Source organism: Dactylosporangium sp. NPDC005572 (assembly GCF_040605515.1).
Lineage (GTDB): Bacteria > Actinomycetota > Actinomycetes > Mycobacteriales > Micromonosporaceae > Dactylosporangium.
The window spans coordinates 55674-79298 of the sequence record NZ_JBEXCY010000016.1 but is presented as its reverse complement, the minus strand read 5'-3'; the positions used below and the strand labels follow the sequence as shown (position 1 = coordinate 79298).

Genomic DNA, 23625 nt, shown 5'->3' with positions numbered 1-23625 from the left:
GGCGGCGTCGGGCATAACGGCACGTTTGCAGAGTCCCTGGAAGTCTCTATTGGACCTGTGGTCGCCACGAGCTTGAAACTTGGCATGCGCCGGGTCCGTGGCCCGCCTTCCACGGACACCGGCCGCCCGGCGCCTCTTCCGCCGCGAGGAGCGCGGCACACCATCGCTACCCGAGAGGGTCCTCCATGGTGCGACGCTACTGCTCCCTACCAGTGATCCGGGCAGCTGCCGACGTTGCCGCACCCTGCGGCGCAGCTGAATGCGATGCGTCGGGAGCCTCTGCGACCGACCCGAAGGCCGATGTGATCCATGTCGACATGCAGACCGCCTTCACCGGACTCTCGTCGGATGCCGGAACGGCGCGGGCCAGCAGGTTCAAGGCTAATTTCGAGATGGTTGACGCGAGCGGTGGGTTCGCCGGGTATCGCGTGGTCGTCGACACGGCCGACGATCAGCTCAACGCCTCCAGCGCCCCGGCGGCGGCACGCAAGCTGGCGGAATCCGACCGCGTGTGCATCCCGGGCGCGACCGCCAGCCCGACATTGGCTGGCATCGTCCCGGATCCCAAGGCCCCGAACGTCCTGGCGATCCCAGGCTCGGGCTCGACCACGCCGGCGACTGACCCACAATCAACGTTCCGCATGGTGCGCTTCAGCACCTCCAACGTGCTTCCCGACAGGTCCGCCGCCGGCGAGTACCGCACGTGGATGGCCAGGATCGGGACCGGTTGCAGCCCCGACCAGGCTCAGATCGTCGGCATCCGCGACAAGCCGCGCCTGTCCGTTCAAGGCTTCCAGGTCACACCGGCCATGTCCTGACCCGGTGGCGCCGCACGCTCGGCCAGGATCCGGTCTTCCTCCCACCGGATTCTGGCCGTTACATGTAGACGCCACCGTTGACGTTGAGTGTCTGCCCGGTGATGAAGCTCGACCTCTTCGAGAGCAGGTAAACGATGGCGTCGGCAACCTCGCGGGGCTCCGCGACCCGGCCCATCGGGATACCGTTGACGATCTCGTCGCGGGCAGCCTGTGGGATCGAGTGGAACATCGGGGTGGCGATGTGCCCGGGTGCGACACAGTTGACGCGTACCGCGGATGCGGCGACCTGCGCGGCGAGGAGCATGGTGAAGCCGATGACTCCGCCCTTCGCGGCACCGTAGTTGACTGCCGACACGAGCGACTTGGTGCGCCCGGCCAGCGATGAGATGGTCACGATGCTGGCTCCACCGGATCGCTGCAGTGCTGGCATGAGCGCCTGACAAGCCAGGAAGGTGCCTTTGAGATTGACGTCGAGCACCCGATCCCAGTCAGTGCCGGACACGGTGTCTATCGGCCCGTGTTGGTAGATTCCGGCGAGCGTGACGAGGCCGCGGACCGGGCCGCGCTCGGTGGCCGCCTCGGCAAGGGAACGCATGGAGTCCTCGTCGGTGACGTCGCACGGAAAGGCCCTCGCGTCGACGCCCGCGGCGGACAGACGTTTGCTGGAGGCGGCGACGGCCGCGGCGTCGGCATCCGCGAGCACGAGCGAGACCCGGGCCTCGGCGAGCGCCTCGGCGACGGCCTCCCCGAGGGCACCGGCGGCGCCGGTCACTACGTAGGTGCCCTGGTGCAAGTCGCTATCGCAATCAGTCATTGTGGACCTCCGGGAGCATGCCGAGGGAGGATGGTACAGCAGGCGATCTGGGCATTGCGGACGTGCTGCCGCGTGTGAAGGGCATTGTGGAGTCGTCAACGCAGCGAGTGGCCGTCTCGTTGTGCGGCATCGTGACCGACCAGCCAGCGAGGTGCGCCAGCCGTGGATGCCGTCGAGAACGCGCGAGGTCTTGATGTCGACGGCAAATATGACGCCGTGCCGAGTGTAGAGGGCATTGAACGCCCCGGGCGTCGTGACGTGGTCGACCGAGTGCCCCAGTTGCACGTGGACGGCGGTACTGCCGTCGATGCCCGCGGTCGGCGTCGAATGGCGGGGGGCGTGCGGCTCATACCACCGGTCCGGCCGCCACGTAGGCCGTTTTGGTGGTGGTGAAGAACTCGCGGGCATGCGTGCCCTGTTCCCGGGGGCCGTATGACGAGGCTTTGCGCCCGCCGAACGGCACGTGGAAGTCGACGCCGGCTGTCGGCACGTTGACCATGACCATGCCGGCGGTGGATCTGCGCCGGAAGTCGGTGGCCTTGGCCAGGGATGTGGTAACGATGCCGGCCGTGAGGCCGAAGTCGACATCGTTGGCGACGGCGAGGGCCTCGTCGTAGTCGGTGACTCGGATGATCGAGGCCACCGGGCCGAAGACCTCCTCGCGGTTGATGGTGTCGGTCGTGGAGCTGCCCAGGACGAGCGCGGGGGAGAGGTAGAAGCCTCTGCCCGGCAGGTCGAGGCGCTTGCCGCCGACAACCTCGGCGCCCTCGCGGCGGGCGACGTCCAGGTACCGCTCGTCCTGGTCGAGTTGGCGCTCGTCGACGACGGGTCCCATCTCCGTCCTCGGGTCGCGTGCGTCGCCGACGCGGATGGCGCGTAGCCGGTCGAGGAGCGCGGCGACGAATCTGTCGTGGATGCCCTCAGTGACGATGAGCCGGGACGAAGCAGTACAGCGCTGTCCGGTGGAGCCGTAGGCGCCTTCGACGGCGCACCGCACCGCGGTCTCGAGATCGGCGTCGTCGACGAGCACAAGGGGGTTCTTGCCGCCCATCTCGAGCTGGACACGGGCTCCGTGCCGTGTTGCAGTGGCCAGGACCTTCCGGCCGGTGTCGGTGGATCCGGTGAAGGAGACAGCATCGACGTCGGGCGATCCCGTGATCGTGTCGCCGATCACGGAGCCCTTGCCGATCAGCAGGTTCAGCGCGCCGTCCGGCAGGCCAGCGCGGCGCAGGATGTCGACGAGCGCCCACGCACTTGCGGGCACCAGCTCGGCGGGTTTGAATACGACAGTATTGCCGTAGGCGAGCGCGGGCGCGATCTTCCAGGCGGGGATGGCCATCGGGAAGTTCCACGGCGTCACCACGCACACCACACCGACCGGCTCACGCGAGACGGTCACCTCTACGCCCGTCCGGATCGATTCCAGGTGCTCGCCCGTGGCGCGTACCGCCTGCCCAGCGTGGAACTTGAAGACCTGCCCGGCTCGGTTCACCTCAGCGATCGCCTCGGCGCGCGTCTTGCCTTCCTCCCGGGCCAGGAGGTCGCCGAGATCTTCGGCACGGCGCAGGATCTCCGTGCCGGCCGTGTCCAGTACGGTAAACCGCTGCTGCGGGCTGGCCGCGGCCCAGCCGGGCTGCGCCGCCCGGGCGGCGGCGACCGCCTCGCGGGCCTGGTCAGCGTCAGCCAGTGCGTATTCATCGACGATGTCGGTGACGTCGGAGGGGTTCACGTCGGCGACGATCGCGGCGCCAGCGCACCAGCGGCCGCCGATCAAGTTCTGCTTGGTCATGGGGTCCTTTTCACGGCAGTGCCGGCGCGCCGCGATCCGCGTGCGCTAGGCGGATTTCCTTGCGTTCGCCGTAGACGTTGTGTAACGCCCGTGTCTCGGCGAGGAGATCGGGCAGGGTCGCGTCGATCGTCTCGACGTCCCAGTCGCCTTCGCGGCTCGCCGAGGGCCCGATGGTCCAGTTCTCGGCAAGGGACACATGGCCACCGCGGATGTTGAAGACGCGGCCGGTGACGCCGTGTGCCCGCGGTGATGCCAGCCAGACGACGAGGGCGGCGACGTTGTCTGTCGATCCGGGGTTCCAGCCGGTGCGCCGCTCGACCTCGGCCACGCGGGCCAGGTAGCCGGCGCGGTGGTCGGTCATGGCGGTGAGGGCCGTGGGCGCAATCGCGTTTACCGCGATGCCCTGGGATGCAACCTCTTGGGCGAGGATGAGCGTGAAGGCGGCGACACCGGCCTTGGCCGCGCCGTAGTGGGCCTGATCGATGGTGGCGTAGAGCCCGCTCGGCGAGGTGGTGTTGAGGATCCGTCCGTCGACCCGTTCACCGGCATCAGCGCGGCTGAGCCAATGCCGCACCGCGTGTTTGCTTGGGCAGAAGGCGCCCCGCAAGTGGACGCGGATCGTGTCGTCCCACTCCTGAGCGGTCATGTCGACGAAGGGCCGGTCGCGCAGGATGCCAGCGTTGTTGACCAAGAGATCGAGACGACCGTACGTGTCGACGGCGGCCGCGACGAGGCAGGCGGCCGCGTCCCAGTCGCTGACGTCGTCGCCGCTGGCCGCGGCAGTACCGCCGGCTGCGCGGATCTCAGCCACCACGGCGTCGGCGGCCTCTCGCCGGATGTCATTCACCACCAGGCGGAAGCCGTGTCGGGCCAGCGCCAACGCGTATGCGCGGCCGAGGCCCTGCCCGGCTCCGGTGATCACGACGACGTTGCCGTCCGAGGACATCGTCAACCCCTCCTGGGCGCTCGACGCCGGCCCCGAGTCGGGCCGTGCCGAGTCCACCATCCTCCGTAGGAGGGAGGGAACACCAAGAGAAAACACCATGAAGCCGCATCCACAACGGTTATGCGGCCGGTGCCTGCACCAATCGGGCCGGGGTGTTGCACAGCACTCGGATGTAGGCCTGAGCCAGCGGGGAGAACTCAGAGCGGCCGTAGACGCTGAGTCGGCGGTGGAAGGGTTGCTTCATCCGCATGACGGCGGCGTCCAGGTCGGTGGGGACGACGTTGTCCGGCACCATCATCGGTCCCAGCCCGGCCGCCGCGAGCCGCACACCGGCCGACACCTGAGTGGTGTGCAGGACGCCGCGCGGGGAGAACCCGGCGGCCCGGCACACCTGCTCGGTGATCTCCGACAGGCCGTTGTGGCGTTCGAACAGCACCCAGTCGCGGTCAGCGAGGTCGGCGACGTCGATGACGCCGTGGTCGGCCGCCATCGGGTCGCTGCGGGGCAAGACGATGACGAACTCCTCGGTGCCCAAATCGACCGCTGGTCCGTCCCAGTCCTCGGGTTCGGGACCGACCGCCAGGTCGGCGGTGCCGTGCAGGAACTCCTTCTGCAGCGTCGTGTTGTGCCGGTACTCCGAAAGGCGGATGACCACGTTGGCGTGGCGGCGATGAAACCGGGCGATCGAGCGGGGCAGAACGCCGGCGGCGACTGAGAGCACGGTGGCGATCTCCAGGTCGCCGGCGACACCCTCGGCGGTCGCGCGGGCCGCGCGGCGGGCCTGTGTGGCAGCGGCGACGGCGCGGCGCGCCTCGGGTAAGTAGGCGCGGCCGGCGGGCGTGAGCAGCGCCATCCGCGGCAGCCGCTCGATGAGCACCGCGCCGACCTCGCGTTCGAGCTGGCGCACCTGCTGTGACAGCCCCGGCTGAGAGACGTTCAGAGCCTGTGCAGCGCGCGAGAACGAACCGGTGTCCGCAACTGCGATGAGGTACTCCATCTGTCGAAGAGTCATGGCCTAAACTTGCGCCCGCTATCCGGAAAGTCAATAGGAACAGCGGTTGTCATAGCGATCGGCATCCGCTCCGCGCCACCCGTCCTGCCTGCGGCGATAACCGATGGTGCGCGGTGGTCTTCGCAGTCTCTATTGGATCCCCGCTGCGGCCGGTCGGCATAGTGAGACGACGCCCGAACGCGCGAGGATGCCGCGACGACGCCAGCGTCCACCCTTCCCGCCCCGGCGATCCGCCGGTCGGTCGATTGAAAGTAAGGGACAACGGGATGACCACCTATCGCACCGCCAGTGAGCCGGCGGGCACGCTCCTGGCCGACAACTTCGACGGCTGGTCCGAGGCGTTGCGCGAGGAATTCGCGCGCAACGCCCACAACGGGCGCGTCGGCCAACGGCTCTTGAGTGAGACCGACCGGGTTCGGGTCTGGGAGATCCGCCTCGCACCGGGCAAGCGCGTGGCGGCCCACCGGCACGTGCTCGACTACTTCTGGTCCGCAGCGGCGGACGGCCGCAGCCTCCAGCACACCAGCGACGGCACGACACGGTCGGTGCAATACCGGGCCGGCGACACCGCGCACTTCCGCTTCGCCGAGGGCGAATACCTGCTGCACGACCTCGAGAACGTCGGCAGCGAGGACCTCGTGTTCGTCACCGTGGAGTTTCTCGACAGCGCGAACAAGCCGCTGGACATCCCGGCCGAACCAACCGATACACCAGGAGTACGAGCGCGATGACCGTCAAGCTGGGATACGGCCTCATCACCTGCCAGCGGTACCCGGACAGCCCGCCAGGCTGGCAGGACCTGTACACCGAGGCGCTGGAGCTGGCCCGGCTGGCGGACGAGGGTGGCCTCGACTCCGTGTGGGTGTCCGAGCATCACAGCTTCGACGACGGTTACCTGCCGTCGGTCTTCGCGATGCTCGGTGCGCTCGGCGCGGTGACCCGGCGGATCGCCATCGGGTCGGCGATGCTGCTCGCTCCGCTGCAGCATCCGCACCGCATCGCCGAGGACGCCGCCGTCGTGGACCTCATCTCCGGCGGGCGCCTCCTGCTCGGCCTCGGCCTGGGTTGGCGGGACGAGGAGTTCGAGGAGTTCGACGTGCCCAAGGGCAAGCGGGTGCGTGCGCTGCTTGACACCATCTCGGTGTGCCGCCGGGGCTGGGCGGGGGAGCCAACCCGGCATTCGGCTGAGCGCGGCGATTTCGCCTACGTGACACCACGCCCGGTGCGGCCGCAGGGGCCGCCGATCTGGATCGGGGCGCGGGCGGATGACGCGATCCGTCGGGCAGCCCGCACAGGCGACGGCTTCATGGCTGACAGCACCAGCCCGGAGGTCTTCGGCGCGCAAGTCGCGACGCTGCGCGAGGAGGCGGCCCGGGTTGGCCGGGACCCGGACAGCATCGCGCTCAGCATCCACGTCGCGACGCTGGTCAGCGACGCCGCCGACCCCTGGGCGGAGGCGGTCGACGCCCTGCATTACACCACCTGGAAATACAACGACCAACGCAACCGTTTCGGCGCCGCAGGACCGCTCGCTCGCCCGCCGAAGCCCGACGCCGAACGCGAACGTGACCTGCGCGAGCGGTCACTGGTGGGGTCGCCGGCGACGGTCGCGGCGCGGATCCGCGAATACGAGGCCGCCGCCGGTGATACTCCGATCCATTTCGTCGCCCGCTCGTACTTCCCCGGCCTCGGTCCCGCCGGCCGCCGAGCCGCGCTGGAGTCGCTACTGAAGGTCCGCGAACACCTCAACGCATAGTAGGCCGTGTATCAATGTGGGATCGGAGCCTGGCCCCACATTGATACACGGCCTGAAACCTGTCAACCGAACCTCGGTCTGCCACCCGACGGGTGGCCGGCCGTTCAGCGCTGGAGGAACGAAGTCATGATCTCCACGAATCGTTCCTGGATCTCGGCATCCCAATGCGTATCGGTCAGCACGTACAGCTTGTTCTCCCGCACGCCCTTGATGAGCTGGTCAGCGACCTCGGAAGGCGCGACGCCGACGGCGAGCAACTGGGCGTGACGCGCCCGGCGGTCGTCGCGGGCAGCGACGTTGTCGTCGGCCGCCGCATCGGCAAGGCCCGGCGGGCGGGTGCGCCCGCCCTCGAAGAGCCGGGTCCGGGTATAGCCGGGACAGAGGGCGGTGACCCCAATCCGCGACCCGCGCGCCCGTAACTGGACGTCAAGGGCTTCGGTGAGCGCGAGTACCGCGTGCTTGGTTACCCCGTAGACGCTGACCGGCTTCGTGAACGACGCCAATGACGCGGTGTTGACGACGTGGGCCTCATCGCCGTGTGCGAGCATCCCCGGGACGAACGCCCGGATGCCGTGCACCACACCAGAGAAGTTCACCCCCATCGACCACGCCCACTGTCCATCACTGGCCTCCCACAGGGCGCCACCGCGGTACCCATCGATGCCGGCGTTGTTGCACAGCAGGTGGACCTCGCCGAACGCTTCAGTCGCCACGCTGGCGAGCCGCTCGACGTCGCTGGCCCGGGACACATCGACGCCGACGCCCAGCGCCTCGTGCCCGGCCGCCGTCAGGTCAGCGGCCACGGCCCGTGCTGCCGGCTCGTCGATATCGGCCAGCACGACCCGCATTCCCTCGGCGGCGAGCCGCCGCGCGATGGCGAGGCCAATACCGCTTCCGGCTCCGGTCACCACCGCTGTCCGCCTGGCAAACACCTTCATGCTTGCCACCTCCAGCCGAACGCTTCGAGCTTGCGTCGCTCGTCGGCGATCCGGTCCGTGGGGCTCTCGCGGCTGATCAGCTCGTACAGGACCGGACCGGCATATCCAGCCTGGTCGAGCGCCGCGTGGAACGCTGCGAAGTCGATTTCCCCCGTGCCGATCGCGTTGTGGCCCCAATGTGCCCGAGTCGTGTCGCTGACGTGGACGAATCGCAGCTCCGGCCCGGCGGCCGCGACGGCGGCCGCCGGGTCCTCGCCGATGAAGTAGACGTTCGCGCAGTCCAATGCAACCCCGAAGGCCGGATCGTTGATCTTCCGGACCACGCTGACAACCGCCTGAGTGCTCTCGACGAATCCGAACGGCGCGGTCTCCATTGTCATGGTGAGACCGGCCCGCCGTACGTCATCGAGCAGAGTGGCGATTTGCCGCTCGAGCAGACCCATGACGTCGTCATGGGGCATCGGCCGCAGCGGGCTGACCCGCCCCGGCACGATGTTGAGGATGTCGGCGCCCAGCGCCTCGGCCAGCCGGATGCCGGCGCGGTAGTGGCGCAGCGCGAACTCGCGGATCTCGGTGTTGGGACTGACCAGGTTCAGGTCGAGGGGGTTGACCGAGCGGCAGACGAGGCCGAGGTCGTCGAGGACATGCCGCAGCCGGCGCAACTGTTGGTCGGACGCTGAGGTCGCCAGGAGGTGCGGCTCGACCGGCGGGATCTCGACCTCGCGGTAGCCGGCCGCCGCGATGGTGGCCAACGTGTCCTCCAACGACCGCTCGTACAGGAAACCGAGCGTCGAGAAGCCCAGGCCGTGCGGCGGCCGGACGGGGGAGGCGGGGTGATTTCGGGTCTCGGGTGCACTCACGGCTGCGATCGTGCGCCGGGGCGACGGGCTTCGCAAAGAGAAAGTATCACCCCGCGTCATCGAGGACGGTTATGGGAGCGTTGCTATAACCAACGCTGCTACCTGGGGCTTCACGTCATCTATTGGATCTCGCGGTGAGCGCCAACCCACAATAAGCCGGATACCCCTGTGTTAAGAGTCCTTTACACGTCCGCGACCCGGCAGGGAGTGAGATCGTGGAACTGCTGCAGACCGGCATTGTCCTGGGATTGGCGACCGGCCTGATTTTCGCCACGGCGAGCGTCGGGCTGGTCGTGATCTTCCGGACCTCCGGCTACCTCAGCTTCGCCCAAGGCGACATCGCCGCTGTGTCGCTGTACGTGGGTCTCGCCGGCTACCACGCCGGCCTTCCGTACCCGGCGGTTGCCCTCATCGTTGTTGCATCCGGCGCGGTCCTCGCCGGGCTGATCGGGGCATTCGTGGTGGGTCCGCTCGAGCGCCGCGGCGAAACCGTCGGTGCGCTGGCCACCGTCGGCGTCGGTCTCACCATCCAGGGCATCGAGAACGTGGTGGTGGGAACCCAGGCACGGCCCTTCCCGTCGTTGGGCACCGAACGTCTCTTCACTCTCGGCGCGGTGGACGTCAGCCCGGCGGAGCTGGGCTCATTAATCGTGGCGGTCGTGCTGTTTACCGCGCTGGGCGTATGGTTCCAGCGCTCGAGGAGCGGCATGGCGATGCGCGCCGCCAACGACAACCCGATGGCTGCCAGGCATGTCGGCATCCCCGCTATCCGGCTGAAGATCCTCAGCTGGGTCCTCGCCGGGGCGCTGGCCGGCGTCGCTGGGTTGTTCGTAGCGCCGACCTACACCCTCACCCCGTCGAGCGTGAACACGATCCTGGTGTTCGGGTTCTGCACCGTGGTCGTCGGCGGCTTCGAGAGCATCCTGGGTGCCCTCATCGCCGGCGTCGGCATCGGCATCGCGAGCAACCTTGTCGCGATATACCTCCACCCCCAACTCGTCAGCAGCAGCATCTACGGCCTGCTCCTGCTCGTCCTGCTGTTCCGCCCCTACGGCCTGCTCGGCCGTCGGCCCCTGGTGAGGGTATGACATGACCGTCCGTGAACATTCCCGCACCAGCCATGCATGGACCCGCGCGCTGACCCGCCAACGGCTCGACACCGCACTCGACTCGGGTCGTGGTGTCCTCGCGCACGCCCGGGAGGCAAGCGTCGTCCTGTTCGGCCTGCTGGTCATCCTCATCGGAACCTGGTCGAGCCCGCAGGTCCAGTTCGGCCTCGTCCTGTCGACCATCTACGGCCTGGTGATCCTGGGCAACAACGCCGTCTTCGCGACGCTGCGTGAGGTGAGCCTCGGCAGTGTCGCGCCGCTGGCCGTCGGTACGTACACCTGTGCGTATCTGGTCAACCGCGACACCAGCGTACCGCTCGCCATCCTCGCCGCGACACTCGCCGGCGGCGTGCTGGGCTTCGTCGTCGCCGTCCCGACCACCCGGCTCAGCGGCATCGCGACGGCCCTGGCCACCTTCGCCCTTGCCTTCGCAATCCCCGACCTGGCCACGTTCGCGGTACCCATCACGGGCGGCGACGCCGGCACCTACCTGCCGACGGACTTCTCCCTCGGCCCGCTGCCGATCACAGGTTCCGGCCCGAGCATGCTCATTCTTACAACGGTCGTCATGGTCGTGCTGAGCCTCATCTCCATCCGCCTGCTCAACACCACCGTCGGTCGCAAGGCCATCCTTGTCGGCGAGACCACGCACGCCTCAGCCGTGTTCGGTGCTCGCGTTCAGTTGACGAAGGCGGCCGTGTGGATCTGGGCCGCGCTGCTGGCCGGCCTCGGTGGTGCGCTCTACGGCCTCTTCGTCGGCTACGCCAGCCCCACCCAGTTCCCGATCACCCTTTCCATCTACTTCTTCGTCGGCGGTCTCGTCGGCGGGGTCCGCAGCGCCACGGGCGCCTGGCTCGGTGGCATCGTCATCGGTGGACTGCCCCAGTGGTTGCAGAACGTCGTGCCGGTGCAGTCGACCGGTATCGCCTATGGGGCTGTCTTGCTGGTCGCTCTGGCCCTCGGCGCGCGAGGGCTCAGCCCGAGCTTCGAACGATTCGCCATAAAGGCTCTACAGGCCTTGACCAAGGTCGGAGGAAACAGGTGAACGTGGTGGCCGAGCAGACCCAGTCACGGAACGAACTGCCCGCGGCGGCACCGAGGAGTGTCCTGTCTGCTCGCAGTGTCCGCATGGCGTTCGGTGGGAACCTGGCGGTCGACGACGTCGACCTCGATCTCGCACCGCAACAGTGGCTCGGCCTGGTCGGGCCGAACGGCAGTGGCAAGACCACGCTGCTCAATGTGCTCAGCGGCGTGTACCGCCCGACCGCTGGCACGATTTTGGTCGACGACCATGACGTGACCCACCAACGATCGCAAGCTCGCGCTCGACTGGGCATCGCCCGGACCTTTCAGCATCCTCAGATGGCCGAGACGCTCACCATCCGGGAGAACATCATGCTCGGTGTCGACCTCGCCCGCCGCCGCGGTGGGCGGCGCGTCGACGAGTCCGCGCTTCTGGCACAGGCGGAAGCCCTGCTTGACATCTTCCACTGCGGACGGTTCGCCGATCTGCTGCCGGCGCACACCCCGTACGGGACGCGCAAGGCGGCGGAGATCGCCCGCGCGGCGATCGCCGGCCCGCGCTTGCTCCTGCTCGACGAGCCGGCCGCCGGGCTGAGCGCTGAGGAGCGCGTTGAACTCATCGAGGCGCTGCGCGCCATCCGAGCAGCAAATCCCACCCTCGCCGTGTGCCTGGTAGAACACGACCTGCGACTGGTCGCGAGCGTCTGTCCCGACCTAGTCGTCCTCAACTTCGGCCACGTCATCGCCCGCGGGCCAGCCGCCGAGGTCCTGAGCAAGCCTGAGGTGAAGGAGGCGTATCTCGGCAGCGGTTCGCTGAACCGCGTGACGCCGGGGGCCGGCCGATGAGCATGACCGTTACCCGTCTCGGCAGCGGCTACCGCAGCGGCGTGCCGGTCGTCGAGGACATCAGCTTCGAGGTCGGCGCTGGCGCGCTGGGTATCATCGGTCGCAACGGGGCCGGGAAATCCTGCCTCGCCCAGGCGCTGTCCGGCGCACTGCGTACGACCGCTGGCACGATCACCGTCGATGGCCAGGACGTCACCGGGTTGTCCTCACGCCGTCGGGTCCTGGCCGGCATCTCCCTCGTGCCCGAAGGCCGTCTCGTTTTCGGCCAACTGACCGTCCGCGAGAACATGCTCGTCGCCGCGCACGCCGCGGCCAAGCCGGTCAGCCGCCTCGCGGACATGGAGGACCTGTTCCCTGTGCTCGGGCACAAACGCCGGCACCGCGCCGCCTCGCTCAGCGGCGGCGAGCAACAGCTGCTGGCCATCGCCCGGGCACTGGTACAGCAGCCCCGCGTGTTGATCCTCGACGAGCCGTCGCTGGGTCTGTCACCGGTCGCCGTCGAGAAGGTGGCCCGAGGCCTGGCCGAAGTGGTCGCCCAGACGTCAATCTCGCTGGTGCTGATGGAACAGAACCGCGAGCTGCTTACTGCTCTGTGTGGCGAAGTCCTGCTCCTGGACCAGGGGCACGTGCGGCAGAGCCTCGACATGACCCGGCCGGGCGACGAGTCGGCCCTGCTGCGCTCATACCTGGGGGCCTGACATCGAGTGACATCGAGTGGCCCTGGTGGCGTCCGACCGGACCGCCACCAGGGCCACTGATTTACGGGTCATCGACTGGTGGAGCTCGCTCAGGACACCGTCGGCACGTTTTGGAACGCCTGTACCTGCTTGAACTTTCGGTCCTTCAACGTGATCACCTGTGCGCCGGTGGGACCGTTGAAATTGGTGCCGGTCCACGCGAGGTTGTGCGTGTACGCGTCGTTGATGGTCGTGCCGTCCGCCGCGTTCAGCACCTGCTCGGGCGTAGGTACCTTCCCGCCGGCCGCCGCCATGGCCCGCCGCAGCACCGCGATCGCGCCGGTAGCGATGTTCCAACCGTCCATGCTCGGATACAGCGTGGTGTCCCCACCGGTCTTGCCCATCCAGGTCTGATACAGCGTCGCGTCCGGGCTGTCCGGCAGGACACTGGAGGTGCTGAAGTATGAGCGGCCGTCGAGCTGGTCGGCCAGCGTGGCGACGGTGCCGGAACCCACCATGGCGGTCGTGGACCCCCAGATCGGCTTGAAGCCGATCTGGTCGGCGGCCTTGATCAGGGGAGCTACCGCCGAGGAGATGTTGTTCACCACGACGAAGTCCGGGTTGGCGGCCTTCAGCTGTGCCGCCTGGGCCGACGTGTTCGCCGCGGTCGAGCTGTACTGCACCACCGCGACTGGCTCCAAGCCGAGCGCCTTCAGTTCGGCTAGCGCGCCGTCGCGGGCCGGTTCGCCGATCGCGTCCGGCGTGTAGGCGATTGCGACCCGCTTGACGTTGAGGTTCTTCACCCCGTACTCCACGATCTGTGCGGCAAGGCCGGCGTAGCCGGTGCGAACCAGCCGCACCGTCGACTGCGGGTCGCTGATCAGCGCCGTCGAGCCGGAACTCGGGATGAGCAACACCTTACGTGCCTTGAGATACGGCAGGATCGCCGCGCTCGTCGCACTGATCGTGTTGGTGAGTACCAGCACCTTCTCAGTCTCCACGAGTTTGCGCGCCGCGCCCGGCGCGTTTGCCGGGTTGTTCCCGTCGTCGGCCGTGTCGAGCACGACCTGGTGCCCGTTGATGCCGCCGCCCGCGTTGACCATGGCGATGTACGCCTTCATCCCGGCCAGTTGGGCCGCGCCATCGGTGGCGTTCGCCCCTGTCAGACCAGTCTCGACGCCGATGTGCAACGGCTCCTTGCCGCTGGCACCGTCGTTGCCGTCCGAGTTCCCACATGCGCCGATGACCAGGCACAGGCCGGCCAGTAACGCGGTGAGCTGAATCTGTCTGGGGCTGTGTGGCTGACTACTCATCTGGATCTCCTCAGAAAACCGCTCCCGCTGCGTTCGCGCGGGCGGGCCGGCGGCCTGCCACGAATCGGGGTATGCATGCACGAGCGCGGCGGGCCGGTCGGCCGGCACCGCCGTTGGCGCCGCACGCTTGGCGGCGCGTTGGCCCGGCCCGATCGCTATGCGGCGCTGGCCCGATGGGGGTGTGCGCCACATTGTGTCCACGGCGTGAGCGACCGATCCAATAGAGGATCCTTAGGTGCCAAGAGAGCGGCGGTTATCGCGGTGCGCCGCGAGGATTGTGCAGCCGGGCCCATGCGTTGTCGCGCTTCGTGCCGGGGTGGGCGAGGGGATCTATGCATCAGCGGCCGGTCACGTCGCTGGCTGCTGCGATGACCGGTGGGTCGGCCCAGGCGGTCTGGACCAACCGGCTGCCCCGCCGGGTGCACAGCAGCGCCCGCCCGGCGGGCAGGATGCGGGGCCTAGTGTTGCCCAGCAGCGGCCCTTCGGATGGTGGGCAGGACAGCGCGAGATCGGGGCTGTTGGTCTCCTGCAACCGGCGGATCAGTGGGTCCATCGACATGCGCATGACGCCGGCGGCGCCGCGGGTCAGGACGAGGTGGAACCCGATATCGGTGCCTTGCGCCAGGAACGGGATCAACGGCAGCAACGGGCTGTCGTGACCGCTGAGCAAGTCGTAGTCGTCGACCAGGACGAACAGGCGTGGACCGGTCCACCAGTCGCGGCGGCGCAGTTGCTCCGGGGTGATGTCGGCGCCCGGCACCCGGCTGCGCAGGCCCTCCACGGCCTGCGTGACCGCATCCTTCGCAGCATCCGGTGACACAGAGTAGCCGAGTCGGTACTCTGACGGGATCGACTCGAACAGGGCCCGACGGAAGTCCACCACCATGATCTTCACCTCTTGCGGCGTGAACCGCCGCATCAACGACTGCGCTAGGTGGCGCAGCACGCTGGTCTTGCCGCTCTCGCTGTCACCGAGCACGGTCAGATGGGGCACCTCCTCGAAGTTGAGCCATACGAGCTGCATCCGCTCCTCGTCGATGCCCAGGGGTATGCGTACGTCGCCTTCAGCGGGGGGCAGCGAGGCGACGGGTAGTACCTCGGGCAGGGTTCGCACGCCAGGTGCACGCTCGCCGACCCAGTAGTCGGCCACTAGAGCCGACAGCTCGCGCGTGCCTTCCGTGGCACTTCGCGGGTCGCGCATGCCGTCAATGCGTGGCAAGCCGCCTAGGAACTGCAGCTTCTGCGCGGTCAGACCGCGGCCAGGAACCTGCGGCACCGTTGCAGCGGCCCGCAGGTCGATGGCGGAATCAACCGGGTCGCCCAGCCGCAGCTCCAGCCGGGTACCGATCTGGTCGCGCATGCCGTGGTGGACCTCCGACCATCGGGCCGTGGTCAGGAGCAGATGTACCCCGAAATTCAGCCCGTGCGCGACGATCCGTCGGATCGCCGCGTCAGCGACCTCGAACTCCTGCCGCAGTGTGAACCAGCCGTCAACGACCAGGAACACGTCCCCGTACGGGTCGTCGGTGACCGTGCCGTCGGCCCGCAGTCGCCGGTAGGTTGCCATCGTGTCCACGCCGAGGGTTCGGAAGCGCATTTCCCGTTCGGCGACCAGGGCGGTGAGCTCCGCCACCGTGCGGCTGACCCGCTCGGTGTCCATCCGGCCGGCGACGCTGCCCACATGTGGCAGGTCCGCAACCGTCGTCAGCATGCCACCGCCGAAGTCGAGGCAGTAGAACTGCACCTCCTGCGGGCTGTGGGTCAACGCCAGGCCGCAGATGACGGTCCGTAGCAGGGTGCTCTTGCCGCTCTGTGGTCCGCCGGCCACGCCAAGATGGCCACCGATACCTGACAGGTCCACCGTCAGCAGCTCCCGGGCCTGTTCGAACGGTTTGTCGACGAACCCGACCGGCACGACCAGCCGGCCGCAGCCGGGCCAGCCCACCGCGCGCAGCCCCGCCTCCGGGTCGGGGGCGAGCGCGGGCAGCAGCTGGTCCAGCGTCGGTGCGGCATCCAGCGGCGGCAGCCATACCTGATAGGCCGGCGGGCCTTGATCGGCCAACTGGTCGACCACGACCGTCAGCACGCTGGGTGTGCGCTCGTCCGCACCTTCGGCCTGGTCCGGCGTCGGTTGGTCGGCCGGGTCCTCCGGTTGCCGCGGCCCGCGGTGGGGCACGTACTCCAGCAGGTACGGCACGATCTGTTGCCGAACGACCTCCTGCCGCACTCGCGGCTTCTTCGCGCGGTAGGGACCGGAGACGTAGGCCGCCTTGAACCGGATCAGGGTCGACACGTCGGTGCGCAGGTAGCCGTTGCCTGGCTGGGGCGGCAGTTCGTGCGCGTCCGGGACCCCGATCACGGACCGCGACTCCATGGCCGAGAACGTGCGCAGCCCGATGCGGTAAGACAGGTGTGACTCCAGCTGTGCGATCCGGCCGTCATCGAGGCGCTGGCTAGCCAGCAGTAGGTGCACGGCGAGCGAGCGACCCAGCCGGCCGATCATCGTGAACAGGTCGATGAAGTCGCGGTGTGCCGCGAGCAACTCGCTGAACTCGTCGACCACCACGAGCAATGTCGGCAGCGGGTCGAGGGCGTCGGTCTGCGGCCGCGCCCGCTCGTACGCCAAGGCTGAGCTGAATCCGGTGCGTCGCAGCAGTTCCTGGCGACGCACGAGCTCACCGTGCAGTGCGTCGCGCATGCGGCTGACTAGCGCCGCCTCGTCGGCCAGGTTGGTGATGACCGCGGAGGTGTGTGGTAGCCGGTCCAGCCCGAGGAACGTCGCCCCGCCCTTGAAGTCGACCAGAACGAGGTTGAGCGTCTCGGAGGAGTGGGTGGCGGCGAGCGACAGCACGAGGGTGCGCAGTAGTTCGCTCTTGCCGGAGCCGGTGGCGCCGATCAGCATGCCGTGCGGGCCCATCCCGCCGAGTGCGGACTCCTTGAGGTCGAGCTCGACGGGGGTGCCGTCCGTGTCGACGCCGATTGGCACGCGCAGTCGCTCGGTGGGTGGCCGCGGCGCCCATGCCGCCGCGAGGTCCAGCCGTCCGAGGTCGGCCACGCCGAGCAGGGCAGCCACGTCGAAGTCCGACGCAAGCGCGTCGGCGGCCGGCTCGGTTGCCACGGCCAACCGGTACGGCGATAGAGTAAGGGCCAAAACCCGCGCCGCGCCGGCCCCGAGACCATCCGCGGTGGCCAGGGCGGTGCGCTTCTCCCGCCCCACCTCGTCGTGGGTGACCATCTCGACCTGGCCGTCACCGTCAGGCAGGTCGAGCCAGAGCATGCCCTGCGGTGTAGCCGTCGGCGCGTCGCCGAGCTCGACCAGGACCGCATTGCGGTACCCACCCGATGCCATCCGCGCGCCGGAGGGGATACGGCAGCCGTCGCAGACGATGACCACGTATGGCTCGTCGCGGCTGGGTGCGACGCCCGCGCCCGGCTCGTATCGAGGGCGCGCCAGGAATCGGTCGCCGAGCAGTCGTTCCACGGCCTCGATGCTGTCGGCAACGAGCCGGGCCGGGCCGGCGGCGTCCTGTTCGTGTGGATGTTGGGCGTGTGGCAGCCACTTCGCCCAGTCCCACTCTGGGGCCCCGTCCCCGCCGACACAGAATGCGATCATGACATCTTCTGCCGCGTGGAATGTGACGATCTGGGCGATGAGAGCGCGCGTCAGCCGGCGGCGGGCGGAATCGCCGCCGGTGATGCGGACCTGGGCAAACCCTCGGAGGAACAGTGCCACTGGTTCGTTGTTGATGCTGCTGTACGCCCTGATGAACCGGCGCAGCGACTTGGCCGATAGCGGTTCGAGATCCTCGATCGGCTTGGTCTGCATGGGCGCAATTCGGGTCATCAGGCGCTGCCGACCGGTACCGACGCGTATCTCCATGAAGTCAGGGTGGCTCGCGCGCCGCTCCCAGCGTCGCGATGTCATCGCCACCGTCCACAGCGCCGCGGGGTCGGGATGCCGCCACGCGGTGGCCTCCCGCTGCTGGACGACAGCGCGGCGGACCCGACGCCGGTGCTGGGCCAGGTAGCGCAGGTAGTCGCGACGGTCGCCGCCGATGCGCCGCTTGCGTTCACCCCCGCTGGCCGCCATCTGCCCGATCGCCATGCCTCCCATGGCCACCACCATGAGTCCGACCATGACCCACATGAGAGGCCCGCGGGACGGGCCGATGAAGATCAGCATCATGACTGCGGACATGAGGGCCATCGGCAGGACCGTCATCGCGCCGCGCATGCCTCCCGGCCGGACCTCGGGTAGTTCGGGCGGCTCCTGAAGGTTGATCTCGCCGGTGGGCATCTCCGGACCGTTGCGCCGCGCTGGGCGCCGGAACACCACCGTGGTCACGGTTCATCTCCTGCCTCGGGCTGACACTACTTGACACACCGGCCCGTCAACTGGGTCCGGCAGGTCGTATAACGGCGAATTCGCGGGATTGGGTCAAGGTGTCGGAAAGAAACCGTCAAAAAATCCGGTCCGGAGCGTGAACCGAGTCGCCCGCGCTGCGTAGTGAGCGCCATGACAGCCGTTGTCAGCGGAGAGATGTGCCGCCTGGTGGTGTGTGGGCCGCAGCGTCAGGTTGAGCTGGCCGTGCCCACCCACGTGCTGGTCGCCGACATGCTGCCCACGCTGTTGCACCATCTGGGTGAGGAGCTGGCCGACACCAGCCTTCGACACGGTGGCTGGGTGCTGCAGCGCCTCGGTGCGACACCGTTCGACGAGGAGGCCACGATCGCCGCGCTGGGCCTGCGCGACGGCGATACGGTGCACCTGCGGCCACGCGCCGAGCAGATCCCCCCGCCCGACTTCGACGACCTTCTCGACGGCGTGGCTACCGGCCTTCGCGATCGGACCGCCCGGTGGCGTCCGATCATGACCCGCTGGGCCGCGCTGGGTGTACTCGCCGTGCTGCAGGCTACCGGGCTTGTCGTGCTCGCCCTGCCCGGCCAGACCACACCGCGGGCGCTGGCCGCCGGTGGGCTTGCAGTGGGCTATCTGCTCGCCGCGCTCGCGGCGGCGCGCGCCGCCGCCGACCGTACGACCGGCCTCATCTTCGCCGCCGCCGCGGTCGGCCACGCAGCCCTCGGCGGCCTGCTGTCAGCCGTCGCCGACCGACCGGACCTGGCAGGACCGCAGCTGTTCACCGGCACTGCGGCGGCGCTGGCCGCCGCAGTGCTCGCTGCAGCCGCTGTCGGGTCTGCCGGGCCGCTATTCGCCGCCATGTGCACCGCCGTGCTGTTCGGCACGGGCGGCACGGCGCTGTGCGCATATACGCCGTTCACCACGACGCAGGCCGCCGCGGTGGTGCTGGCTGCGGCCACGGTGGTGAGCCCTTTGGTACCGCTGCTGGCATTCCGGCTTGCCCGACTGCGCCTGTCGCCGCTGCCCACCGAGCCCGAGCATCTGCAGGAGGACATCGACCCCGAGCCGAGCGCGGTTGTCCTGGCCCGTGCGGGCGCCGCCGACCAGTACATGACCGGACTGCACGCCGGGCTGGCGCTGCCTGCAGCGGTGGCGTTTGTCCTCGTCGCCGCAGCCAGCGGCTGGGCGACGACGACGCTGGTCCTGCTCGTCGCGTCAGTACGGCTCCTGGTGGCCCACCCGATGAACAGCGCATGGCACCGCCTGGCCGTCGCTGCGCCCGCGGTCACCGGTCTCGTCGCCCTGACGCTGGACGTCGCGGCCGGCAGCCAGTCGTGGACGCGGCTGGCGATGCCTGTTGTGCTCGTACCCGTCGGCAGTATCGCGCTGTACCTGGTAGCTCGCACGATGCCCGGCCGCCGGTTGATGCCGTACTGGGGCCGCATCGGTGACCTGTGCCAGACCGCGGCCACGGTAGCGATGTTCCCTGTTCTGCTTGCCGTGCTCGGGGTGTACGGCTACGCAAGGGGACTGGGCGGCTGATGGGGATCCAGTCGCGTCGCGATCAGGTGCAGGCCCAGTCGTACGTGCTGGGCCGGCTGACCTCCGCGCTGGTGCTCGCCGAACCGGAGGCCGCTGAGAGCCCGCACCGCCGGACGCTTGTCGGTACAGTCGCCGGCCTGCTCGTTGCGGCGTTGGTGGTCGCTGGCTTCGCGGTGTTCGGGCTACTGCGCCCCGGCGGTGCCACGAGTTGGCGGAAGCCCGGCACGCTGGTGATCGAGAAGGAGACCGGCAGCCGGTACGTGCTAGTGGACGACCGACTACGACCGGTGCTCAACTATAGCTCGGCGGTGCTGCTGTTCGGCGAGGCGCCCAAAACCGCCTCGGTGTCGGCCGCATCCCTGCGGTCAGTGCCGCGCGGTCAGCCGCTGGGTATCGTCGCCGCCCCAGAAGCGCTGCCGAGGCCCGGGATGCTGGGCAACGACGTGGCGTGGAGTGTGTGCGCGCTGGCCGGCCGGGACCAGGCAGGCACGCTGTCCACGGCGACGATCCTCGCCCTGAACCGCAATGGCATCGGCGAACCGCTCGGGAACGACGAGGGCCTGGTGGTTCGGGCAGTCGACGGGGAGAGCTTCCTCATCTGGCGAGCACGGCGGTACAGGCTCGCCGGAAGCTGGCTCGGCCGGCTCTTCGGCTACGACGAGCCCCGGACCACCGTAGAGGCCGCCTGGTTGGACCAGGTGCCAGCGGGCCCGGACATCGGGCCGGTCACTGTGCCGGGCCGCGGTGAGCGGGGTCCGACGATTGACGGGCGGCCCAGCGTGATCGGCCAGCACTTCGTCGCGCGGGTAGCCGGCGGTGTCGAGCGCCACTACGTGCTGCAGCGCGACGGGCTGAGCCCGCTGACCGCCGTGGGCGTCGCCGTCGTGTCCAGCGACCCGGATACCGCCCGAACGTTCGGGCCCGGTCTGGCGACAGCGGCCGCGCTGAGCGCGGCCGCACTGGCCGAGCTCCGCACGTCCAGCCAGCGTTCGCTGCCCGCTGGACTCCCGGAGACGCCGCCGACGCCGGCGGCCGCCGCCGGGCCGGGTCGCATCTGGTGTACGCGGTGGTCTGGCGGATCGAGCACCGTCGCGGTGGCCACACAGGCGCCAGCCGCCGGAATGGCGCCCGTCACCGACGCCACCGGCATTGCCCGGACCAAACGAACTGCGGCGGCGATGTCCGTGGCACCCGGACTCGGTGGACTCGTGCGGGTCGGCCGTCCCGGGCAGGCGCCCGGTGCGGCCTACTACCTAGTCACCGACGCCGGTATCAAGTACCCGCTGTCTGGCGCCGGGGTCGCCGAGGTACTCGGCTACCCGCCGCAGACCGCGACAGTCGTGCCCGGCGAGCTGCTGGACCTGTTGCCGACCGGGCCGCTCCTCGACCCCGACCTGGCGCGGAGGTGATCGACCGACCAGACCGCACGCGACAGCAAGCGATATCAGCGGCAACAGGATCCCAGGAAGGAACACATCATGACAGCACCTCTGGCCAATGAGGTCGACGAAGCCGCCATTCGGCAGCTGCTCGACGCGTTCGAGGTCACCATGGCCGACGTGAACGCCGCCGACGCGTCCGTCAACGCTGTGTCCGGGTCGACACCCTGGCACGGGGAGGCGGCCAACCAGTACAGGAGAGCGTTGAGCGACTGGCTCCAGGGCCTGGCCAAGGTTCGCAACGGCTTGGAGCAGTTGCGCACGGCCATGACCGAGCACCTCCACGTGTCGACGAATGCCGAGGACGAGTCGGCGTCGCAGGCGAAGTGGTACCAGCCGGCCTGATCACCATTCGTCGCCGGTGCATCGTCGCCGGTGTAGCAAAGGAAGGACATCGATGGCTACTTACGGTCTCAACCCGGATGGTCTGCTGGCAAGCGGCGAGGAACTTCGGGGTGTCACCAGGTCGATCGAGGTTGCACTCTCCGATCTCGATGCTGTCGTCAACCGCTTCATCGCGGCCAACACGGGGCGCGCCGCCGACTCGTACAGTGCCGCGCAGGCGTTGTGGCATCAGGGCATGAACGAGATGAACTCGTCCCTGGCCAGCGGCGCCGTGGCGATTGACAACATCCGGGACACCTACCACATCGCCGACACGCGGGGCGCTGCCCTGTTCGACGGCCACATCTAGCAAACGCTGCGGTCCGGCGGGCGGTGCCGGTTTGTCGGACCGTCACTGCCCGGCGGCACACGGAAAGGAGCAACCATGCCGATCGAGGTGGACGATGCCTTTATCGACAACATTGCAAATGTCAACTTCCACCTTGCGGCGGAGGCGCCGGGCGCGGCCAAGGGTGAGATCGACAATCTCATCATCAAGTCAGGCCACGCGAACTTCGCGCCCGGTCAGAATCTGGCCAGTGTGATCAGGGCCGACGGTTCCACGGTCAAGCAGCGGTTGGGCGAGCTCGGCGCCCTAGCGGGTACCCGCTACCAGGATCTCAAGACGTTTCTTCTGATCACCGACGACGCGGAGTCGCTCAACGACATGACCGTCGACGAGTTCCGCAGCACGGTGCCCAGCTTCGGCTGATCGAAGGCCCTCTCCCCCAGCGCCCTACCCTCAGCACCCCTAGACCGGAAGGTTGTATTGCGATGACGCAGCCGTTGGACTGGTGGCCCGCAACGCGGGACGTGCTGGGGGCAGAGGGCGACATCGAAGTACCAAGGATCACCCAACCGTCGTGGGTCGTGCTCGACATGTCGTTCTGGGGGGTTACCGAAAGGTACGGGAAGAAGCCCTGGAACCACTGGATGCCGGCTGACGCAGCGCATCCGGGCTGGAACAAGATCACCCTGTACCGGAAGCGCAAGGTTTCCGACGGTGACCTCGGCTACTTCCAGATGATCCGGGGTTGGTTCACCTTCTGGGAAGGTGGGGAGCAGTCACCCGCGCGACAGTCACAGGACCTTGTGAACAAGAGCGAGGCCACGATTGCGTCGATTGCCAACAACCCGTTCCTCGATGCGGAGACATTTTACCGAGCAGCCCACCTCTTCTACGAGGTTGCGAACTGGTTGATGAACACCGGCCGTCCGGCGATCCTCGACGTCGTCGGGCAGGTCGACCAGGACGCCTCAGGGTTCCAGGGTTCGGCCGCCGACGCCTTCGTCTTCGCGATGGAGGACTTCGCCGCCGCCATGTTGTTCCTCAAGGAGAACATCACCGAGCCGACGGACTGGATCGAGCTGCTCAACGACAACGGCGATGCTGTGAACGCGTTCAAGTCGGCGATGCAGAGCGCATGGAGCGCATTCAAGGACTACCACTACTACGACCCGAACTGGCTGCTCCTGGACCTCGTGCGCTCCATGGAGCAGCAGATTGACGCCTACGACGCTGAAGTGTCTCAGTTTGAGGTCACCAGCGACTCGAACGAGTCGTGGAACTTCTCGTTCCCCGAACAGGGGCTGCCCGGCCCGTACAACCTGCTGTGGGGCGACGAGTGGGTGCGGCTCAACGCCGATCTCAAGAGCACCTGGACCAACAAGATGGTCGAACTTGATGCTGCCGCGCGCACTGCAACGCAGACGCTCGTCGACAGCTACAACACGACCATGCAGTCGATGCAGCGGGGCGTGCTGCCGTTGCACAAGACGGCGTTTCCGGTTCAGGTCGATGACCCGCTGGCCGCCGCTGGTGGTGGGGATTTCCCTGGTGGTGGTGACTTCGGTGGTGGTGACTTCGGTGGCGGTGGTGACTTCGCTGGTGGTGGTGACTTTGGTGGCGGTGACTTCGCTGGTGGTGGGGATTTCCCTGGCGGTGGTGACTTCGCTGGTGGTGGGGATTTCCCTGGCGGTGGTGACTTCGCTGGTGGTG

Annotated in this window: 20 protein-coding genes and 1 pseudogene; 13 read left to right on the top strand and 8 right to left on the bottom strand. The window is 68.4% G+C overall.

Features of this window, described 5'->3' with window-relative positions; genetic code table 11:
- Positions 1 to 185: 185 nt before the first annotated feature.
- A complete protein-coding gene (locus tag ABZS66_RS11600; protein WP_354757040.1) occupies positions 186 to 818 on the top strand; it encodes an ABC transporter substrate-binding protein in 633 nt (210 codons plus the stop codon).
- Positions 819 to 876: 58 nt separating this feature from the next.
- Here the strand turns inward: ABZS66_RS11600 and ABZS66_RS11595 are convergent, their stop codons facing one another.
- From ABZS66_RS11595 to ABZS66_RS11580, 4 genes are all read right to left on the bottom strand, one after another.
- Positions 877 to 1611, bottom strand: a complete 735-nt coding sequence (locus tag ABZS66_RS11595; RefSeq protein ID WP_354757039.1) for an SDR family NAD(P)-dependent oxidoreductase — start codon at positions 1609 to 1611, stop codon at positions 877 to 879.
- Positions 1612 to 1978: 367 nt separating this feature from the next.
- Entirely contained in the window at positions 1979 to 3421 is a 1443-nt protein-coding gene (locus ABZS66_RS11590; protein ID WP_354757038.1) for an aldehyde dehydrogenase family protein, read from the bottom strand.
- Between the two features lie 10 nt (positions 3422 to 3431).
- Positions 3432 to 4367: an SDR family NAD(P)-dependent oxidoreductase gene (locus ABZS66_RS11585; RefSeq protein ID WP_354757037.1), complete on the bottom strand. Its 936-nt coding sequence runs from the start codon at positions 4365 to 4367 to the stop codon at positions 3432 to 3434.
- Positions 4368 to 4485: 118 nt separating this feature from the next.
- On the bottom strand, positions 4486 to 5379 hold the full coding sequence (locus ABZS66_RS11580) for a LysR family transcriptional regulator (protein WP_354757036.1): 894 nt from the start codon (positions 5377 to 5379) through the stop codon (positions 4486 to 4488).
- Between the two features lie 341 nt (positions 5380 to 5720).
- On the opposite strand from ABZS66_RS11580, the pseudogene ABZS66_RS11575 reads away from it, so the two are divergent.
- Together ABZS66_RS11575 and ABZS66_RS11570 are read left to right on the top strand one after the other, a co-directional pair.
- Positions 5721 to 5849: pseudogene (locus tag ABZS66_RS11575) on the top strand (cupin); the annotation flags it as partial.
- Positions 5850 to 6106: 257 nt separating this feature from the next.
- Positions 6107 to 7135, top strand: a complete 1029-nt coding sequence (locus tag ABZS66_RS11570; RefSeq protein WP_354757035.1) for an LLM class flavin-dependent oxidoreductase — start codon at positions 6107 to 6109, stop codon at positions 7133 to 7135.
- Positions 7136 to 7239: 104 nt separating this feature from the next.
- On the opposite strand, the gene ABZS66_RS11565 is transcribed toward ABZS66_RS11570, so the two are convergent.
- Both ABZS66_RS11565 and ABZS66_RS11560 read right to left on the bottom strand, forming a co-directional pair.
- Entirely contained in the window at positions 7240 to 8073 is an 834-nt protein-coding gene (locus tag ABZS66_RS11565; RefSeq protein WP_354757034.1) for an SDR family NAD(P)-dependent oxidoreductase, read from the bottom strand.
- Positions 8070 to 8933, bottom strand: coding sequence for a sugar phosphate isomerase/epimerase family protein (locus ABZS66_RS11560; protein ID WP_354757033.1), 864 nt, complete (start codon positions 8931 to 8933; stop codon positions 8070 to 8072). Before ABZS66_RS11560 ends, ABZS66_RS11565 begins: the two co-directional genes overlap by 4 nt.
- 215 nt (positions 8934 to 9148) lie before the next feature.
- Between ABZS66_RS11560 and ABZS66_RS11555 the strand changes: the two genes are divergently transcribed.
- The 4 genes from ABZS66_RS11555 to ABZS66_RS11540 are packed head-to-tail and all read left to right on the top strand — an operon-like array spanning position 9149 to position 12609.
- Positions 9149 to 10021, top strand: coding sequence for a branched-chain amino acid ABC transporter permease (locus ABZS66_RS11555; RefSeq protein ID WP_354757032.1), 873 nt, complete (start codon positions 9149 to 9151; stop codon positions 10019 to 10021).
- 1 nt (position 10022) lies between these two features.
- Entirely contained in the window at positions 10023 to 11087 is a 1065-nt protein-coding gene (locus tag ABZS66_RS11550) for a branched-chain amino acid ABC transporter permease (RefSeq protein WP_354757031.1), read from the top strand.
- Positions 11084 to 11911: an ATP-binding cassette domain-containing protein gene (locus ABZS66_RS11545; protein WP_354757030.1), complete on the top strand. Its 828-nt coding sequence runs from the start codon at positions 11084 to 11086 to the stop codon at positions 11909 to 11911. Before ABZS66_RS11550 ends, ABZS66_RS11545 begins: the two co-directional genes overlap by 4 nt.
- A complete protein-coding gene (locus ABZS66_RS11540) occupies positions 11908 to 12609 on the top strand; it encodes an ATP-binding cassette domain-containing protein (protein ID WP_354757029.1) in 702 nt (233 codons plus the stop codon). Before ABZS66_RS11545 ends, ABZS66_RS11540 begins: the two co-directional genes overlap by 4 nt.
- 89 nt (positions 12610 to 12698) lie before the next feature.
- On the opposite strand, the gene ABZS66_RS11535 is transcribed toward ABZS66_RS11540, so the two are convergent.
- Entirely contained in the window at positions 12699 to 14093 is a 1395-nt protein-coding gene (locus ABZS66_RS11535) for an ABC transporter substrate-binding protein (protein ID WP_354757028.1), read from the bottom strand.
- 145 nt (positions 14094 to 14238) lie between these two features.
- The gene (gene eccCa, locus ABZS66_RS11530; RefSeq protein WP_354757064.1) at positions 14239 to 18198 is read right to left on the bottom strand and encodes a type VII secretion protein EccCa; all 3960 of its coding nucleotides are present in this window, start codon (positions 18196 to 18198) and stop codon (positions 14239 to 14241) included.
- Between the two features lie 219 nt (positions 18199 to 18417).
- Between eccCa and eccD the strand changes: the two genes are divergently transcribed.
- The 6 genes from eccD to ABZS66_RS11500 all read left to right on the top strand — a co-directional run.
- Positions 18418 to 19803, top strand: coding sequence for a type VII secretion integral membrane protein EccD (gene eccD / locus ABZS66_RS11525; protein ID WP_354757027.1), 1386 nt, complete (start codon positions 18418 to 18420; stop codon positions 19801 to 19803).
- On the top strand, positions 19716 to 21212 hold the full coding sequence (gene eccB, locus ABZS66_RS11520) for a type VII secretion protein EccB (RefSeq protein ID WP_354757026.1): 1497 nt from the start codon (positions 19716 to 19718) through the stop codon (positions 21210 to 21212). Before eccD ends, eccB begins: the two co-directional genes overlap by 88 nt.
- Before the next feature lie 69 nt (positions 21213 to 21281).
- Positions 21282 to 21587, top strand: coding sequence for a hypothetical protein (locus tag ABZS66_RS11515; protein ID WP_354757025.1), 306 nt, complete (start codon positions 21282 to 21284; stop codon positions 21585 to 21587).
- Between the two features lie 52 nt (positions 21588 to 21639).
- The gene (locus tag ABZS66_RS11510) at positions 21640 to 21936 is read left to right on the top strand and encodes a WXG100 family type VII secretion target (protein ID WP_354757024.1); all 297 of its coding nucleotides are present in this window, start codon (positions 21640 to 21642) and stop codon (positions 21934 to 21936) included.
- Positions 21937 to 22011: 75 nt separating this feature from the next.
- Entirely contained in the window at positions 22012 to 22338 is a 327-nt protein-coding gene (locus tag ABZS66_RS11505; protein WP_354757023.1) for a hypothetical protein, read from the top strand.
- Between the two features lie 62 nt (positions 22339 to 22400).
- Positions 22401 to 23625: hypothetical protein (locus ABZS66_RS11500; protein ID WP_354757022.1), on the top strand; the 1225-nt coding region annotated here is incomplete at its 3' end.